Here is a 15,641-nt window from a genome sequence, read left to right on the forward strand (position 1 = left end):
CGCCGCCGGAAACCCCAAGGACCCAAGACAATGCTGTTCATCTTCAGCAAGCCCAATTTCGTTCAGATCGCCTGGAACGGCAAGGCTCCCGAGCGCCAGTCGCGCGTGCGCAACCTGGTCGCCGAGACCCCGCTCGGCCCGCTCAGCATCGTGCGGACCCGCAACGTCGGCTGAGCCTCACCGAACGGAACGAGCAACGGGCGCCCTTGCGAAAGCGGGGGCGTTTTTCTTTGTCGGGACGACAATCGGCGAGAGAAAGACGGCAAGAGCCGCGGACCGCCCTGCGGACGCTCCACGGCCGGTCCGATACGCGGACGACACCGGCAGAACGCACCGGCGAAAGATCGACCCCGGTACGCACTACCTGACCCGGGGCCGGCAGGGATTGCCTGCGCACGCCGATTGATAGCCTGACATCGTTACCGGATGGTTATCGCGCGCCTCGCCAGACGCGATTTGCGCATTTTTAGAGCGAAAGCGACGTTTTTTTCCGGAAAGCTGCCTGCGGCGTATTCAGGACAGCATTTGTCCCGATCGGGCTACCCGCATATCCGTTTGCGACCAGCGCGATACCAGGGCATGCCCAGCGGTGAGCAAAAGCTCATTTTTTGATCGCGCTCCTGCCGCAAATGCGGCATCCGCACATCCCGCAGCGCGCCGCCGTCGGCCTTCCATCCTCCCTCGGCGGTTGATTTCTTTGTCGGAATCCTTACGCTGCCTCCAGCGACGAAATAAGCTCTTGCGGTGACAGGGTTCCGCCGCAAGACGACAAAACCAGTGTCGCCGAGAGCAGGATGGCGAGCGGCCTGACGGCGTGTTCGGTCCTGCCTGCAGACTGTAATCGATCGGGCAGCCAGGTGTTGCAGTGCCCTGACCCGCCCCGGATGAATTGCTGCCTTCAGACTGGGAGATAACAAGATCATGAAGAAGCTGCTCGCTTCAACCGTCCTCGCCGCCGGCCTCTATGCCGGCGCCGGCACGGCGCAGGCTGCCGATTGCGGCAGCGTTTCCATTGCCGAGATGAACTGGGCTTCGGCCGGCGTTGCCGCCTATGTCGACAAGATCATTCTCGAAAACGGCTACGGCTGCACGGTGACGCTCGTCACCGGCGACACGATGCCGACCTTCACCGCCATGAACGAGAAGGGCGAACCGGACGTCGCCCCCGAGTTCTGGGTCAATTCGGTGCGCACCGCGCTCGATGCGGCGATCGCCGAGGGCCGGCTCATCCAGGCGGCGCCGCTGCTGTCGGAAGGCGGCGTCGAGGGCTGGTGGATCCCGAAGTTCCTGGCCGACGCCCACCCCGACATCAAGACCGTGCAGGACGCGCTGAAGCACCCCGAGCTCTTCCCCGCCCCTGAGGATCCCTCACGCGCCGCGGTCCACAACTGCCCGTCGGGATGGAACTGCCAGGTCTCCACCGCCAACCTCTACAAGGCGCTGAACGCCGAAGGCGCCGGCTTCGACCTGATCGACACCGGCTCCGCCGCCGGCCTCGACGGCTCGATCGCCAACGCCTTCGAGAACAAGACCGGCTGGCTCGGCTACTACTGGGCGCCGACCGCCATCCTCGGCAAGTACGAGATGACCAAGCTCTCCTTCGGCGTCGAGCACGACAAGAAGGAATGGGACGCCTGCACCGCCATTCCCGACTGCCCGAGCCCGAAGGTCAACGCCTACCCGGTCTCCGACGTCTACACCGTGGTGACCAAGGCCTTCGCCGAAAAGGCCGGCGTCGCCATGGACTACATGAAGACGCGCCAGTGGGACAACCAGACGGTCGGCAAGGTGCTCGCCTGGATGGTCGACAACCAGGGCACCAACGAGGACGGCGCCAAGCATTTCCTGGAGACCAACGAGGAAATGTGGACCAAGTGGGTCACCCCCGAGGTCGCCGAGAAGGTCAAGGCCTCCCTCTGAGCTGCCGTTTTGCGACGGGGCCGGCGGCGCATGGCCGGCGGCCCTTTTTCGTTGCCCGGCAAATGGAAAACGCAAGGTCGCAATCAGTACATGATGCAACGGCGGTTCATGGGAAAAGACAAGGATAACGAAAAGCCGGTGCGAAGAAGCACAACGACGGGCATGGACGCGAACGCCACGAGCGCGGCCGCCTGAAGCCACCGCCGGCGAAAATAAAAGGGGATTGATATGGCACTGTGCGACTACTTGCCGGCACTGCTTTGCAAGTTTCCCGCGCTCAGCGACACGACCATACGCGCCGGCCGCAAGACGATCGACGACGGCTTCCGCGGCTTCGTCCGCTCCTACAGCTCGATCATCGACGCCGCCGTCCAGCCGCTGCAGGTCTTCCTGAACTATCTCGAGCGGCTCTTCGTCACCTCGCCCTGGCCGATCATCCTGATCGTGATGCTCGTCATCGTCTACCTCGGCAGCCGCAGCCTGCGGGTCACGATCGGCACCGCCCTCGCCATGTATTTCATCGGTCTGTTCGGGCTGTGGAACGATGCCATGGTCACGCTCGCCATGACCACCGTCTGCACCATCTTCGCTATCCTGCTCGGCATTCCGATCGGCATCCTGATGGCGCGCTTCGACCGGGTGCAGGCGGTCGTCAACCCGGTCCTCGACGTCATGCAGACGATGCCGAGCTTCGTCTACCTCATCCCCGTCGTCATGATCTTCGGCATCGGCAAGGTGCCCGGCATGATCGCCGTCGTCATCTACGCCGTGCCGCCGATGATCCGGCTCACTAACCTCGGCATCCGCCTCGTCGACAAGGAGGTTCTCGAAGCGGCCGACGCCTTCGGCTCGTCCGGCTGGCAGAAGCTGAAGAACGTCCAGATCCCGCTGGCGCTGCCGACGATCATGGCCGGCATCAACCAGACCATCATGATGTCGCTGGCGATGGTGGTGGTTGCCTCGATGGTGGGTGTCGGCGGGCTCGGCAAGAACGTGCTCGGCGCCATCAACAACCAGTTCTTCACCGTCGGCTTTCTCAACGGCTTCGCACTGGTTGCGATCGCCATCATTTTCGACCGTACCAGCCAGGCCTTTGGCAAGCGGCTGCAGAAGCATTCGGAGGTAATCCATGGCTAGTCACGCCATCGAAATCAAGAGCCTTTACAAGATCTTCGGCCCGCGCGGCGCCGACTATATCGACCAGGTCAAGGCAGGGCTCTCCAAGACCGATCTGAATGCCCAGTACGGCCACGTGCTCGGCCTGCAGGACATCAACATCGCCATGCCCGCCGGCGGCGTCATGGTGGTGATGGGCCTTTCGGGCTCCGGCAAGTCGACCCTGATCCGCCACATCAACCGGCTGATCGAGCCGACCTCCGGCGAAGTGCTCTACGACGGCGTCGACGTCTGTCGCATGAACGAGCGCGACCTGCGCGACTTCCGCCGCCACAAGACCGCGATGGTGTTCCAGAAATTCGCGCTGCTGCCGCACCGCACCGTCGTCGAGAACACGGTCTACGGCCTCGAGATCCAGGGCGTGCCTGCGGCCGAAAGCGAGAAGCGCGCGCGCTACTGGATCGAGCGCGTCGGGCTTTCGGGCTTCGAGCACCACTATCCGAACCAGCTCTCGGGCGGCATGCAGCAGCGCGTCGGGCTTGCCCGCGCGCTGACCAACGACGCCGAGATCCTGTTGATGGACGAGGCCTATTCGGCGCTCGACCCGCTGATCCGCGTCGACATGCAGACCGTGCTCCTCGATCTGCAGAAGGAACTGAAGAAGACCGTCGTCTTCATCACCCACGACCTCGACGAGGCGCTGCGCCTCGGCGACAAGATCGCGATCCTGCGCGACGGCCGCGTCGTCCAGCAGGGCACAGGCCAGGAGATCGTGCTGAACCCCGCCGACGACTACATCACCGCCTTCGTCAAGGAGGTGAACCGCGGCCGGGTCATCAACGTCGAGACGATCATGAAGCCGCTCTCCGGCAATCCGGAAGGCATGCCGATCGAAAGCGGCACCGTGCTGGAAGCCGCCGCCCGCGCGATGACGGCGGCGGGCCAGTCGAACGCGCACGTGGTCGACGCGGCCGGGCGGCCGGCCGGCGCCCTCGCCCTCGATACGATCATCGCCGCCATGGTCACCCCCACCAGCCACGACGAGGCGCAGCGGGCGGCCTGACCGTCCGCACCGACGACCTTGCCGTATCGCCTTCGCAGGGCGCCGCTTTTGGGCGCCCTGCCCGTTGCCCCCGGCGCCGCATTGCCGCACCGGTGAGCGTACCCGTGGCACACATGCCGCCGGGAATCGGATACGTCACGACAATGCAGCGGCCGGCCGCGACATCGGGCATCGCCGCAATCGCCCGCAAGCTCGATAGGCGCAGTCAGTCCGGTCGCCGCGCCATGCCCTCACCCCGCTTCAGCGCTTGCAAGGACATAAAGAAATCTTTATATCTGAATGCAAGCATGACCTCACGCCGAGATGACACGATGCCTTCGACCGCGCGCCGGTCCGGGGATGGACGGGAAAGTTGAACCGATGACGACCGAAAACAATGCGCTTGCTGCGCTGCTCGCCGAAAAGCCCTTCCTGCTCGCCGACGGTGCCACCGGCACCTCGCTGTTCGCCATGGGGCTGGAGGCCGGCGAGGCGCCGGAGCTCTGGAACGAGGCCAAACCCGACAACATCACCAGGCTGCATCAGGATTTCGTCGACGCCGGCGCCGACATCATCCTGACCAACACCTTCGGCGGCACCCGCCACCGGCTCAAGCTGCACCACGCCCAGGATCGCGTGTTTGCGCTCAACAAGCGCGCCGCCGAGATCGCCCGCGCCGTTGCCGACAAGGCGCCGCGCAAGGTGATCGTGGCAGGCTCCGTCGGCCCGACGGGCGAGCTCCTGGTGCCGCTCGGCGCGCTGACCTATGACGACGCTGTTTCGGCCTTTGCCGAGCAGATCGAGGGCCTGAAGGCCGGCGGCGCCGACGTCGCCTGGATCGAGACCATGTCGTCGCCCGAGGAGATCCGTGCGGCCGCCGAGGCCGCCGTCAGGGTCGGCCTGCCCTTCGTCTATACCGGCTCGTTCGACACCGCCGGCAAGACGATGATGGGCCTGCATCCGAAGGACATCCACGCCGTCGCCGGCGACATCGGCGCCGGTCCGCTCGCCGTCGGCGCCAATTGCGGCGTCGGCGCCTCCGACATCCTCTCCTCGCTGCTCGACATGACCGGCGCCGATCCGTCCGCGACCATCGTCGTCAAGGGCAACTGCGGCATCCCGGAATATCGCGGCGCCGAGATCCACTATTCCGGCACGCCGCCGCTGATGGCCGAATATGCCAGGCTCGCCCGCGACGCCGGCGCCCGCATCATCGGCGGCTGCTGCGGCACCTCCTGCGAGCACCTCGCCGCCATGCGCCAGGCGCTCGACGCCCACGAGCCGCGCCAGCGCCCGACGCTGGAAACGATCATCGAGGTGATCGGGCCGATGCGCAACAAGACCGCCGACGAGGCAGCCGCCGCCCCGGTGCGCGAACGCGGCCGCCGCAGCCGGGGCTGAACAGCCGGCGCCAGATCCGTCATTCTGCGCACGATCAACCCGGCCCGGAGCGTCGCTCCGCCCCCTCAAGGAAAGGCTGGCGCCTGACTATGACGCTCGCACCGCAAGCGGGACGTGGCGCTTGCGGCCCAAGCTCTCTTCTCCCCTGCCGGGAGATGTGCCGAGTGCATGCCAGGCGATGAAGGGGGCATCCGCACCGCTGCCGCCCCGCGTCCGGCGCTACGCGCCACCTTCTCCGCGATGGGGAGGAGAGGACGGCCAACATCGCCATCCTTTCCATGGGCGTCCGCATATTTCCGCGCTTGCACGCCCCCTCGCCCTCCACTATCCGGGATTCCGAAAGAGATTCGCTGGAGACCGAGCCGATGAACGCAGCCGCCTTTCCCGACCGGGACACGATCGCCGAAAAGCTGTCGGCCCTGGGAGAGGCCGACCAGTCGTTCCTCCGGCTGCTGATGGAGAACCCGCCGCAGGACGAGAACCTTCTGGCCGGGCTCGACCTGCATCTGGCCCGCGCCTCCGAGGGACGGTTCCTGAATTCGCTGAAGCTGGAGAAGCTCGGCGAATGGCTCGGCAACGCCGCCCCCGCCCGCCTGCAGATGCGCCTGATGGAGGCCGCCCGCTCCAGCCAGCATGCCGCCCACCAGGCCTTCCGCACCGGCCTGACCCGCTCGGGCGGCCTCGACCGGGCCTACCCCAAGGTCTGAGCCTTCCGGCCGCAACCGCACCAGCAGAGCCTCCCGACCAGCATCGGGCGCATGCCTCGGAGCCTACCGGCCGCACCCTCCCGCCCGGGGCCGGAACGAACCGGTGCATCAATAAGGCAACGCGCCCGCCACGGCGATCACCGTCCCCATGCGCGAGAACCGGTCGTTGCGCCTGACCTCCGGCGCATAGAGGCTGGAAATGCTGCCGTCGAGAAAGAGCGCGTTGCGGCAGCCGAGCACATCGCGAAAGAGCGTGGCGAAGTCGTGGAAGCGCACGGCGTTTCGCGAGATCGCAAACGCCACCCGTCCGTCCGGCAGGATGCCGACGCCGTTGCGTATGTAGAGGCTGTCGCTGTCCGGCAGGAAACGCGGATGGATGCGGCCGTCTATGACCAGCATCGGCCCCGACTGGGTGGCGAACCGGACCGCGGGCCGCGCCCTTGCAAAGGCGTCCGTCTCCATCACGCCGGCCATGCCCTCCCCGACGAAGAAGACGCCGTTCGGCTTGAGGAAGAAGTTGCCCTCGCCTGCGTCCCGGTTCAGGGGATGGCGCTCGCGACCGTATTCGACGAGGAGCCCGACCGGCGAGTAGCCCGGATGATACATGCCGCCGTTCATGCCGAAGACGAGGAACTCGCGATCCTGACGCAGGATGTCGCGCACGGCGCCATAGGTCAGCGGCGCGCTCGAACCGTCCGGCACGCCGTAGACGCGGATCGTCTCGCGCGCCGGATCGAAGGTGCAGACGATGTAGCTGTCGGCGAGATGGCGGATGTCCTCGCAGGCCGCAGAGGCCGGGCCTGCGACGAATGACGAGGCGGCGAGCGCGAGGCCGAGCAGGCGGCGCTTCATGGGGTGTCGAGTTCCGCGATCGGAACGACGAAGGCCTGGTCGTCGTCCACCTGAGCGCTGTCCCGCGCGGCCTCCGGCTGACGCCGCGCCGCCGCCGCAAGCAAGGGCGAGCGGACCGCCGGGACTACTGGAGCGTGCAGCACCGATGCGCCGGACCGGCGGCGCCGTTCCGCCGTCTCCGGCGGCTCTAATCCGCTACGCTTCATGGCGTCCCTCCCGATGACAATCTCCAGATCGCCCGTCAGCCTCGCATCTTCGCCGCTCCGCCGCAATCAAAGCTGCAGCGCCGCCATGTGGAAGCGCAACTGGTCGTCGCAGTAGCGATAGTCGGCGCCGACCGGACAGGCGCTGCGGGCGAGGCAGCCGGAGGCCATGCAGCCTTCCCGGCCGGCTTCCGTGCGCAGGTGCCCGCGGCAGGCGGCGACGTCGAAGCCCGCGTCCGTCACCGCGCCGGCCGGACAGCGGTTGAGGCAGGGCCGGTCGCGACAGCTGTCGCAGGGATGCGGGCCGGACGACGCCGCCTCGGTCGCCAATGGATGGGGAAAGCCGAGCGCGCCGCGATAGCCGTGCCAGAGGCCGTAGACGGGGTGAATCAGGATACCGAGCGGCGAGGCCCGCAATCCTTCGGCCCGCATCGCCCATTGCTGGAACGGCTGCCAGGGCGGATCGGAGGGAAAATAGGCTGTCGCGCCGAGCTCCGCCGCAAGCGGCCCGATCACCGCCTTCGACCAGGCATCCAGCGGATTGTCGCCGCCGCGCTTCGGCGCCGCATGCTGCCAGGCGCGGAAGTGCGGCCAGATCGCGCTGCCGACATTGCCGACCAGCACGACACCCGCCGCCCGCCGGCCGTCGACCAGCGCCGGCGCCGTCTCGCTGTCGGCGAAGTTCACGACGCCGCGCAAAAAAAGACCGTGCGGCCGCAAGGCCGCACGGATCGTCTCGGTCGCGGGGCGTCCCGCCGTCATTTCGGCTTCGGCCCGTGCAGTTCGTAGTGCGGCCGCCAGACTTCCTTCTGGATCATGTCGGCCACCTGTGATGCTCCGCCTTGCTCCCTGGCGCGTTCGGGAGCCTTTCAGGTGAAGGCGTCAGGCATCGATTCCTTGCGCTTGGCCACGTAGGCGAGCAACGCCTCGTCGATCGAAGGATCGAGATAGGGCGCCTCGTACTGCTCGAGCCAGGTGCGGCAGAGCGCGTTGGCGCGCTGCTCGATGCGCTTGCTGCCTTCGATCTCCCACTGCTCGAACGAGTTGTTGTCGGCGAGCGGCGAGCGGTAGAAGGCGGTCTGGAAGTTCGCCTGGGTATGGGCGCAGCCGAGATAGTGGCTGCCCGGCCCGACCTCGCGGATCGCATCGAGCGCCTGCGCATCGACGGACAGGTCGACGCCTTCGGCCATCTTCTGCATCATGCCGAGCTGGTCCTGGTCGATCATGAACTTCTCGTAGGACGACACCAGGCCGCCCTCAAGCCAGCCGGCCGCATGCAGCACGAAATTGGTGCCGGCCAGCAGCGTCATGTTCAGCGTGTTGGCGCTCTCGTGCGCGGCCTGCGCGTCCGGAACCTTGGAGCCGCAGAGCGAGCCGCCGGTACGGAACGGCAGGCCGAGACGGCGGGCGAGCTGGGCCGCGCCATAGGAGACGAGCGACGGCTCCGGCGTGCCGAAGGTCGGCGCCCCCGACTGCATCGAGATCGAGGCGGCGAATGTGCCGAACAGCACCGGCGAGCCGGCGCGGATGAGCTGGGTGAAGGCGGCGCCCGCCAGCACCTCGGCGAGAATCTGCGTCAGCGTGCCGGCAACCGTGACCGGGCTCATGGCGCCCGACAGGATGAACGGCGAGACCACCGAGGCCTGGTTGTGGCGGGCATAGACCTTGAGCGCACCGACCATCGTCTCGTCGAAGACCATCGGCGAGTTGGCGTTGATCAGGTTCAGCGTCACCGTGTTCTTCTCGACGAAGTCCTCACCGAAGACGAGCTTCGCCATCGCGATCGTGTCCTCGGCGCGCTCAGGTGCGGTCACCGAGCCCATAAACGGCTTGTCGGAATATTTGATGTGGCTGTAGACCATGTCCAGGTGACGCTTGTTCACCGGGATGTCGACCGGCTCGCAGACCGTGCCGCCCGACGAATGCATCGACGGCGCCATGTAGGCGAGCTTCACGAAGTTGCGGAAGTCCTCGATCGTCGCATAGCGGCGGTTGCCCTCGAGGTCGCGCACGAAGGGCGGGCCGTAGACGGGCGCGAACACGGTGGCCTTGCCGCCGATCTCGGCGTTGCGCACCGGGTTGCGCGCATGCCAGGTGAACGTCTTCGGCGCGGTCTTCAGCAGTTCGCGGCAGAGCCCTTTCGGGAAATGCACCCGCTCGCCCTTGATCTCGCAGCCGGCCTCCTTCCACAGCGCCAGCGCCTCGGCGTCGTCGCGGAACTCGATGCCGATCTCCTCCAGCACCGTGTCGGCGTTGCGCTCGATCAGCTGCAGGCCTTCCTCGTCCAGAACCTCGTATTCACGGATCTTGCGGGTGATGTAGGGCAAGGACGGGCCCGGTCCGCCGCCGGATCGCGATGCCCGGCGTGCCGCGGCCCCGCGTCCTTCGCCGCGTACGCGGCGGCCGCCACCCTCGCCTTCCGGCTGCTCTGTCGTCAAACTCATGTCCGTGTTTCCTCACGTTTTGAACGGCGCTCCGTCGCCTGTTGCCCATATGCTACCAAGCGATCGACTCGGGACGGGTCTCAATGCGCCAACAGGTGGCGCAGGGGAGACACCGCTTGAACCTCCAGTCGCCGCTTTGTTTTGCCCTGTCAATCCCGGCCCCGAGCCGCTACCATCGCCGCGCATGCGTCGTCGCTTTTTGCTCTGCGCGACGTCGCTTTCGAAATCGGATTTTAAGGGCAACACGGCTAACACTTGAACGCCCGGCCCGTGCCTGCCGTGCCAATGGAGACGAGGAGACACTTATGGCAGACGACGAAATCATCCTTGCCGACCTCTCCGACGAAGAGCTCGTGCAGCAGATGCACGACGATCTCTACGACGGCCTGAAGGAGGAGATCGAGGAAGGGACGAACATCCTGCTGGAACGCGGCTGGACGCCCTACGACATTCTCACCCAGGCGCTGGTCGAAGGCATGCGCATCGTCGGCATCGATTTCCGCGACGGCATCCTCTTCGTGCCGGAAGTTCTCCTCTCGGCCAACGCCATGAAGGCCGGCATGGCGATCCTGCGCCCGCTGCTTGCCGAAACCGGTGCGCCGAAGCTCGGCAAGATGGTGATCGGCACGGTCAAGGGCGACATCCACGACATCGGCAAGAACCTCGTCGGCATGATGATGGAGGGCGCGGGCTTCGACGTCGTCGACCTCGGCATCAACAACCCGGTCGAGAACTATCTCGAGGCGATCGAGCGCGAGCAGCCGGACATCCTCGGCATGTCGGCGCTCCTCACCACCACCATGCCCTACATGAAGGTCGTGATCGATACGCTGAAGGAAAAGGGCCTGCGCGACGACTATGTCGTGCTCGTCGGCGGCGCGCCGCTGAACGAGGAATTCGGCAAGGCGGTCGGCGCCGATGCCTATTGCCGCGACGCTGCCGTGGCCGTCGAGACGGCCAAGGACTTCATGAAGCGCAAGCACAACATGCTGGCCGGCGCCTGAGCCGAAAGCGGATACGAAAAGGCGGCGTCGGCTTGCGCCCGCGCCGCCCCGGTATCATATGTTGATGGTTACTGGGCTGCGCGGGCCACATCCCTGCCGGCAGCCTCGGTAGCGTTGACGGTATTGGCCGCGTCCTGGCCGATGCCGCGGATCGTGTTGCCGCAGGCGGAAAGCGTCGCCAGGGCTGCAAGCACGAGGCTGATCTTGGACAGGGATTTGATCGTCATGGTCGGGGTTCCTCTCGATGAATGCCAACAGCAATGAAGTATGGGACGACAATTCTCCGCTTCAACGCGCGAATGACGAAAAAGTTCGCGTCATCGCATGTGGCGCCATCGCGCGCGAGGTGATCGCCGTCTGCAAGGCCAATAGCCTCGACCACATCGACCTGCAATGTCTTCCCGCCATCTGGCACGCCTATCCGGAAAAGATCGCGCCCGGCGTCGAGCAGGCAATCGCCGAAGCCCGCGCCGAGGGCATCGAACGCATCTTCGTCGGCTATGCGGATTGCGGCACCGGCGGCCTGCTGGACGCGCTCTGTGCCCGCGAAGGCGTCGCCCGGATCGAAGGCCCGCACTGTTATTCCTTCTTTGCCGGCAACGAGGCGTTTTCCAGAAACGACGACGACGTCACGTCCTTCTTCCTGACCGACTTCCTCGCCCGCCAGTTCGAGGCCTTCGTCGTCGAGCCGCTCGGCCTCGACCGGCATCCGCAGCTTTTGCCGATGTATTTCGGCAATTATCGCAAGCTCGTCTATCTCTCGCAGGTCGAGGACGAGGAACTGCAACGCAAGGCGCGCGCGGCGGCCGACTATCTCGGCCTCGAATACGAATACCGCTTCACCGGCTATGGCGATCTCGCCCCTGCCCTGACCGGTCTGCGGACGCCCTCCGGCAACTGAGCCCGCCTTTCCGCCGCGTGTCGGGCCCAATCTGCACGCAGCGCATGCACGATTTGAAAAGGTCCCGCCGCTAAGGTTCGCCGCGATGGGCCCGACGGCGAGCGGCGGGCATGTTCAACGGCGGGCAGAGATGACGGACATTGCAGGACAGGTCACGCCGGCCACGGCAACGGATGGGCAAGCAGACGCCTTGCGGCGGGCTGATGTCCGACCCGGCCGCGTCGTCGTCCTCACCCAGGGCGGTCCCAACCCGGAAATCATCATCAATGCGCTGAAGCGCCGCTTTCCCGATCTCGTCGTGATCGCGGAGAAGCCGGAATCGAAGACGGCGATGCTGCGGCAGAAGGCGCGCCGTCTCGGCTGGGCGACGGCGCTCGGGCAGATCGCGACCATGGCGGTGTCCAAGTTCGGCAAGCCGCTCGCCCGCCGCCGTTCGGAGGCGATCATCCGCGAATTCGGCGTCGATGCCGTGGCCGACCCGGCGCTGCGGCGCATCCAGGTCGACAGCGCCAACGGCGAGGCGTTCCGGCGCGCGATCGCCGAGCTGAAGCCGGCCGTGCTCTTCCTCGTGAGCTGCCGCATGCTGAAGGCGCAGACCCTTGCGGCCATCCCCTGCCCGGTCCTCAACTACCATGCCGGCATCAATCCGCAGTATCGCGGCCAGCAGGGCGGCTACTGGGCGCGGGTGATGCGCGACGAGGCCAATTTCGGCGCCACTGTCCATCTCGTCGATGCCGGCGTCGACACCGGCGGCGTCCTGCACCGGGTCCGCGTGACGCCGTCGCGCGGCGACACGATGCACACCTATCCCCTGCTTCTGACGGCCGCCGGCACCGAGATCGCCGTGCGCGCGGTCGAGGACGCGCTGGCCGGCCGGCTGCAGCCGCAGCCGGCTGCGGGCGAGCCCTCGCGGCAATGGTATCATCCGACCGTGTGGCGCTGGCTGTGGACCGGCGTGACGCGCGGCATCTGGTAACCCGGGCCATTCGTTGCGGTTTGCCAGGGCGATCCACAGCGGTTGCGGCCGCCGTCCGCGCACGGTCAAATCCGACGTCGCTTTTGAGCGATGCCCGGTCGTGGCGAGCGCAGCCAGCGGGCCCTGCAGCAAGCATTGTCGGGACCGAGGAGAATATTCATGGCAGACCGCATCATCGTCTATTGGCGTGACATCCCCGCCCAGGTCATCATCAAGCAGGGTCGCAGGACGGCCAAGCGCGAGCTGTCGCTGCGCTTCACCGAGGCGATCGACATGTGCGCCATGCGCACCGGCGCCGCCGAGACCGACGACTACCTCGCCGAATGGCGCAAGGCCGATCCGGTGCCCGTCTCCGACGACCTGGAGGCCGAGGCCGACAAGGCGGCGGCGGAGCTCGAGGCCGCCTACGGCCGCGAACGGCTGGTGGCGCTGGTCAAGGCCGGGGGCCGCGACGATGGCTGACCCCAAGCCCGGCAACGCCGCACCCGCGCAGAAGGCCGCCACCGGCGCCTACACGCCGGCCGGCGTCTCGCCGAACCGCCGCTCCCGCCACAAGTACACCGTCCGCCTCTGGGCTGTCCGCCATTCCCGCTTCTTCGAGTGGTTCTACAATCGCTTCGCCGCGACCTTCCTGCTGCTGCACCCGCTCTGGAAGCGTCTCGGTTACGAGCGCGTCGAACGGCCGGTGACCTTCGTCGAGCGCCATGTGAAGGGCTTCCTGTTCGACTGTCGCATGTGCGGCCAGTGCGCACTGTCGTCGACCGGCATGTCATGCCCGATGAACTGTCCGAAGCAGTTGCGCAACGGCCCCTGCGGCGGCGTGCGCGCCAACGGCAATTGCGAGGTCGAGCCGGACATGCCCTGCGTCTGGGTCCAGGCCTGGAAGGGCTCGCAGAACATGGCGAAGGGAAATGCCATCATGAACGTGCAGAAGCCGGTGAACCAGTCGCTGCGGGAGACCTCGTCCTGGCTGCGCGTCACCGCCGAAGCCGCCGCCGCCCGCGAGGCGGCTGCCGGAAAGGACGCCTGAGCCATGGCCCATATCGACGAAAATCCGCTCGGGCCGCACCTGCCGCTCGATCCCCTGCCCGGCCACTCCTCGCTCGGCCGGCTGGAGCGCGTGCTGCGCCGCGGCGAGTTCGCCGTCACCGCCGAACTGAACCCGCCCGACAGCGCCAACCCCGAGGACGTCTACGAGCGCGCGGCGATCTTCGACGGCTGGGTGGACGGCATCAACGCCGTCGATGCCTCCGGTGCCAACTGCCACATGTCGTCGGTCGGCATCTGCGCGCTGCTCACCCGCATGGGCTATGCGCCGATCATGCAGATCGCCTGCCGCGACAAGAACCGCATCGCCATCCAGGGCGACGTGCTGGGGGCGGCGGCCATGGGCGTCTGCAACATCATGTGCCTGACCGGCGACGGCGTGCAGGCCGGCGACCAGCCGGGCGCCAAGCCCGTCTTCGACCTTGATTGCATGTCGCTGCTGGAGACCGTGCGGATCATGCGCGACAATGCCAAGTTCCTCTCCGGCCGCAAGCTGACGACGCCGCCGAAGGTCTTTCTCGGCGCTGCCATCAACCCCTTCGCGCCGCCCTACGACTTCCGCCCCTATCGCCTTGCCAAGAAGATCGAGGCCGGCGCCCAGTTCGTGCAGAGCCAGTACTGCTTCGACGTGCCGATGTTCAGGGAATACATGAAGAAGGTCCGCGACCTCGGCCTGCACGAGAAGTGCTACATCCTCGTCGGCGTCGGCCCGATGGCCTCTGCCAAGACCGCCCGCTGGATCCGCTCCAACGTGCCCGGCATCCACATTCCCGATTCGGTCATCACCCGCCTCGAAGGCGCGCAGGACCAGAAGAAGGAAGGCAAGCAGCTTTGCATCGACATCATCAACGAGGTGAAGGAGATCGAGGGCGTGTCCGGCATCCACGTCATGGCCTACCGCCAGGAGGAATACGTGGCCGAGATCGTCCACGAATCCGGTGTGCTCAAGGGTCGCAAGCCCTGGCGGCGCGAGCCGAACCCCGTCGACCAGCTGGTGGCCGAGCGCATCGAGGAGGTGCGCGAGGGCAAGGAACAGAACCAGCAGGAAATGGCCGGGATTGCCGCCCACCATCCGCATTGACCTTCGGCCCGATCGGCCGCTCCGCCTTGTAACCGCAATTTTCGCGCGATAGCTTGTCGCCGACCCGACCAGAGGAACATTCATGACCCGCACCATCGTCGCTTCCGCCACCCGCGAAATCGTCATCGGCTTCGACCAGCCGTTCTGCGTCATCGGCGAGCGGATCAACCCGACCGGCCGCAAGAAGCTGGCGGCCGAGATGGTGGAGGGCAATTTCGACACCGTGATCAAGGATGCGCTGGAGCAGGTCGCGGCCGGCGCCACGATGCTGGACGTCAATGCGGGCGTCACCGCCGTCAACCCGAACGAGACCGAGCCGCCGCTTTTGGTCAAGACTCTGGAGATCGTCCAGGGCCTCGTCGACGTGCCGCTGTCGATCGACAGCTCCGTCACCGCCGCGATCGAGGCCGGCCTCAAGGTCGCCAAGGGCCGGCCGCTGGTCAACTCGGTCACCGGCGAGGAGGAGAAGCTCGAGGCGATCCTGCCGCTCGTCAAGAAGTACAACGTGCCGGTGGTGGCGATCTCCAACGACGAGACCGGCATTTCGATGGACCCCGACGTCCGCTTCGCCGTCGCCAAGAAGATCGTCGAGCGCGCCATGGATCACGGCATCAAGCCGGAGGACGTCGTCGTCGACCCGCTCGTCATGCCGATCGGCGCGCTCGGCGACGCCGGCCGCCAGGTCTTCGCGCTGCTCCGCCGCCTGCGCGACGAGCTGAAGGTCAACACCACCTGCGGCCTCTCCAACATCTCCTTCGGCCTGCCGCACCGCCACGGCATCAATGCCGGCTTCATCCCGATGGTGATCGGCGCCGGCATGACCAGCGCCATCATGAACCCCTGCCGCCCGCAGGAAATGGAGGCCGTACGCGCCGCCAACGTCCTGAACGGCACCGACGCCAACTGCACCAACTGGATCATGACCTACCGCGACCACAAGCCCGCCG

The 15,641-nt window shown here is 66.5% G+C and carries 18 protein-coding genes; 13 read left to right on the top strand and 5 right to left on the bottom strand.

All coding sequences use genetic code 11. From position 1 onward, the window contains the following. Positions 1-30: 30 nt before the first annotated feature. From P0086_RS21480 to P0086_RS21505, 6 genes are all read left to right on the top strand, one after another. Positions 31-174, top strand: coding sequence for a hypothetical protein (locus P0086_RS21480; RefSeq protein ID WP_112599583.1), 144 nt, complete (start codon positions 31-33; stop codon positions 172-174). 747 nt (positions 175-921) lie between these two features. Further along, a complete protein-coding gene (locus tag P0086_RS21485; RefSeq protein WP_112599582.1) occupies positions 922-1,920 on the top strand; it encodes an ABC transporter substrate-binding protein in 999 nt (332 codons plus the stop codon). Between the two features lie 228 nt (positions 1,921-2,148). Beyond that, complete coding sequence (locus P0086_RS21490; RefSeq protein ID WP_112599581.1) at positions 2,149-3,057, top strand: proline/glycine betaine ABC transporter permease; 909 nt, start codon at positions 2,149-2,151, stop codon at positions 3,055-3,057. Beyond that, the gene (locus P0086_RS21495; protein ID WP_112599580.1) at positions 3,050-4,099 is read left to right on the top strand and encodes a glycine betaine/L-proline ABC transporter ATP-binding protein; all 1,050 of its coding nucleotides are present in this window, start codon (positions 3,050-3,052) and stop codon (positions 4,097-4,099) included. The genes P0086_RS21490 and P0086_RS21495 overlap by 8 nt, the downstream gene beginning before the upstream one ends. Positions 4,100-4,459: 360 nt before the next feature. Then, on the top strand, positions 4,460-5,479 hold the full coding sequence (gene bmt, locus P0086_RS21500) for a betaine--homocysteine S-methyltransferase (RefSeq protein ID WP_148190379.1): 1,020 nt from the start codon (positions 4,460-4,462) through the stop codon (positions 5,477-5,479). Between the two features lie 365 nt (positions 5,480-5,844). Further along, the gene (locus tag P0086_RS21505; RefSeq protein WP_112599578.1) at positions 5,845-6,186 is read left to right on the top strand and encodes a hypothetical protein; all 342 of its coding nucleotides are present in this window, start codon (positions 5,845-5,847) and stop codon (positions 6,184-6,186) included. A gap of 108 nt (positions 6,187-6,294) precedes the next feature. On the opposite strand, the gene P0086_RS21510 is transcribed toward P0086_RS21505, so the two are convergent. The 4 genes from P0086_RS21510 to P0086_RS21525 all read right to left on the bottom strand — a co-directional run bounded on the left by P0086_RS21510 (position 6,295) and on the right by P0086_RS21525 (position 9,685). Beyond that, positions 6,295-7,038: a phosphodiester glycosidase family protein gene (locus tag P0086_RS21510; protein ID WP_275789769.1), complete on the bottom strand. Its 744-nt coding sequence runs from the start codon at positions 7,036-7,038 to the stop codon at positions 6,295-6,297. After that, positions 7,035-7,244, bottom strand: a complete 210-nt coding sequence (locus tag P0086_RS21515) for a hypothetical protein (protein ID WP_275789771.1) — start codon at positions 7,242-7,244, stop codon at positions 7,035-7,037. Before P0086_RS21515 ends, P0086_RS21510 begins: the two co-directional genes overlap by 4 nt. Positions 7,245-7,310: 66 nt before the next feature. Further along, positions 7,311-8,003: a ferredoxin gene (locus tag P0086_RS21520; RefSeq protein ID WP_275789773.1), complete on the bottom strand. Its 693-nt coding sequence runs from the start codon at positions 8,001-8,003 to the stop codon at positions 7,311-7,313. 107 nt (positions 8,004-8,110) lie between these two features. Further along, positions 8,111-9,685, bottom strand: coding sequence for a trimethylamine methyltransferase family protein (locus P0086_RS21525; protein ID WP_275789775.1), 1,575 nt, complete (start codon positions 9,683-9,685; stop codon positions 8,111-8,113). Positions 9,686-9,990: 305 nt separating this feature from the next. On the opposite strand from P0086_RS21525, the gene P0086_RS21530 reads away from it, so the two are divergent. Next, complete coding sequence (locus P0086_RS21530) at positions 9,991-10,689, top strand: B12-binding domain-containing protein (RefSeq protein WP_112599573.1); 699 nt, start codon at positions 9,991-9,993, stop codon at positions 10,687-10,689. Between the two features lie 68 nt (positions 10,690-10,757). Here the strand turns inward: P0086_RS21530 and P0086_RS21535 are convergent, their stop codons facing one another. Further along, a complete protein-coding gene (locus P0086_RS21535; protein WP_112611991.1) occupies positions 10,758-10,916 on the bottom strand; it encodes an entericidin in 159 nt (52 codons plus the stop codon). Positions 10,917-10,933: 17 nt separating this feature from the next. Between P0086_RS21535 and P0086_RS21540 the strand changes: the two genes are divergently transcribed. From P0086_RS21540 to P0086_RS21565, 6 genes are all read left to right on the top strand, one after another. Continuing rightward, entirely contained in the window at positions 10,934-11,590 is a 657-nt protein-coding gene (locus tag P0086_RS21540; RefSeq protein ID WP_112611990.1) for a DUF1638 domain-containing protein, read from the top strand. Positions 11,591-11,720: 130 nt separating this feature from the next. After that, positions 11,721-12,566 carry a formyl transferase gene (locus P0086_RS21545; protein WP_275789780.1) on the top strand — a complete coding sequence of 282 codons (846 nt, stop codon included), beginning with the start codon at positions 11,721-11,723 and terminating at the stop codon, positions 12,564-12,566. Positions 12,567-12,725: 159 nt separating this feature from the next. Next, entirely contained in the window at positions 12,726-13,028 is a 303-nt protein-coding gene (locus P0086_RS21550) for a virulence factor (RefSeq protein ID WP_112599569.1), read from the top strand. Continuing rightward, the gene (locus P0086_RS21555; protein WP_112599568.1) at positions 13,021-13,596 is read left to right on the top strand and encodes a methylenetetrahydrofolate reductase C-terminal domain-containing protein; all 576 of its coding nucleotides are present in this window, start codon (positions 13,021-13,023) and stop codon (positions 13,594-13,596) included. Before P0086_RS21550 ends, P0086_RS21555 begins: the two co-directional genes overlap by 8 nt. A 3-nt stretch (positions 13,597-13,599) precedes the next feature. Continuing rightward, positions 13,600-14,694, top strand: coding sequence for a methylenetetrahydrofolate reductase (locus P0086_RS21560; RefSeq protein ID WP_112599567.1), 1,095 nt, complete (start codon positions 13,600-13,602; stop codon positions 14,692-14,694). An 82-nt stretch (positions 14,695-14,776) separates the two neighbouring features. Then, positions 14,777-15,641: methyltetrahydrofolate cobalamin methyltransferase (locus P0086_RS21565; RefSeq protein ID WP_275789783.1), on the top strand; the 865-nt coding region annotated here is incomplete at its 3' end.

The sequence above is a fragment of the Mycoplana sp. MJR14 genome, from assembly GCF_029210525.1.
Taxonomy (GTDB): Bacteria; Pseudomonadota; Alphaproteobacteria; order Rhizobiales; family Rhizobiaceae; genus Mycoplana.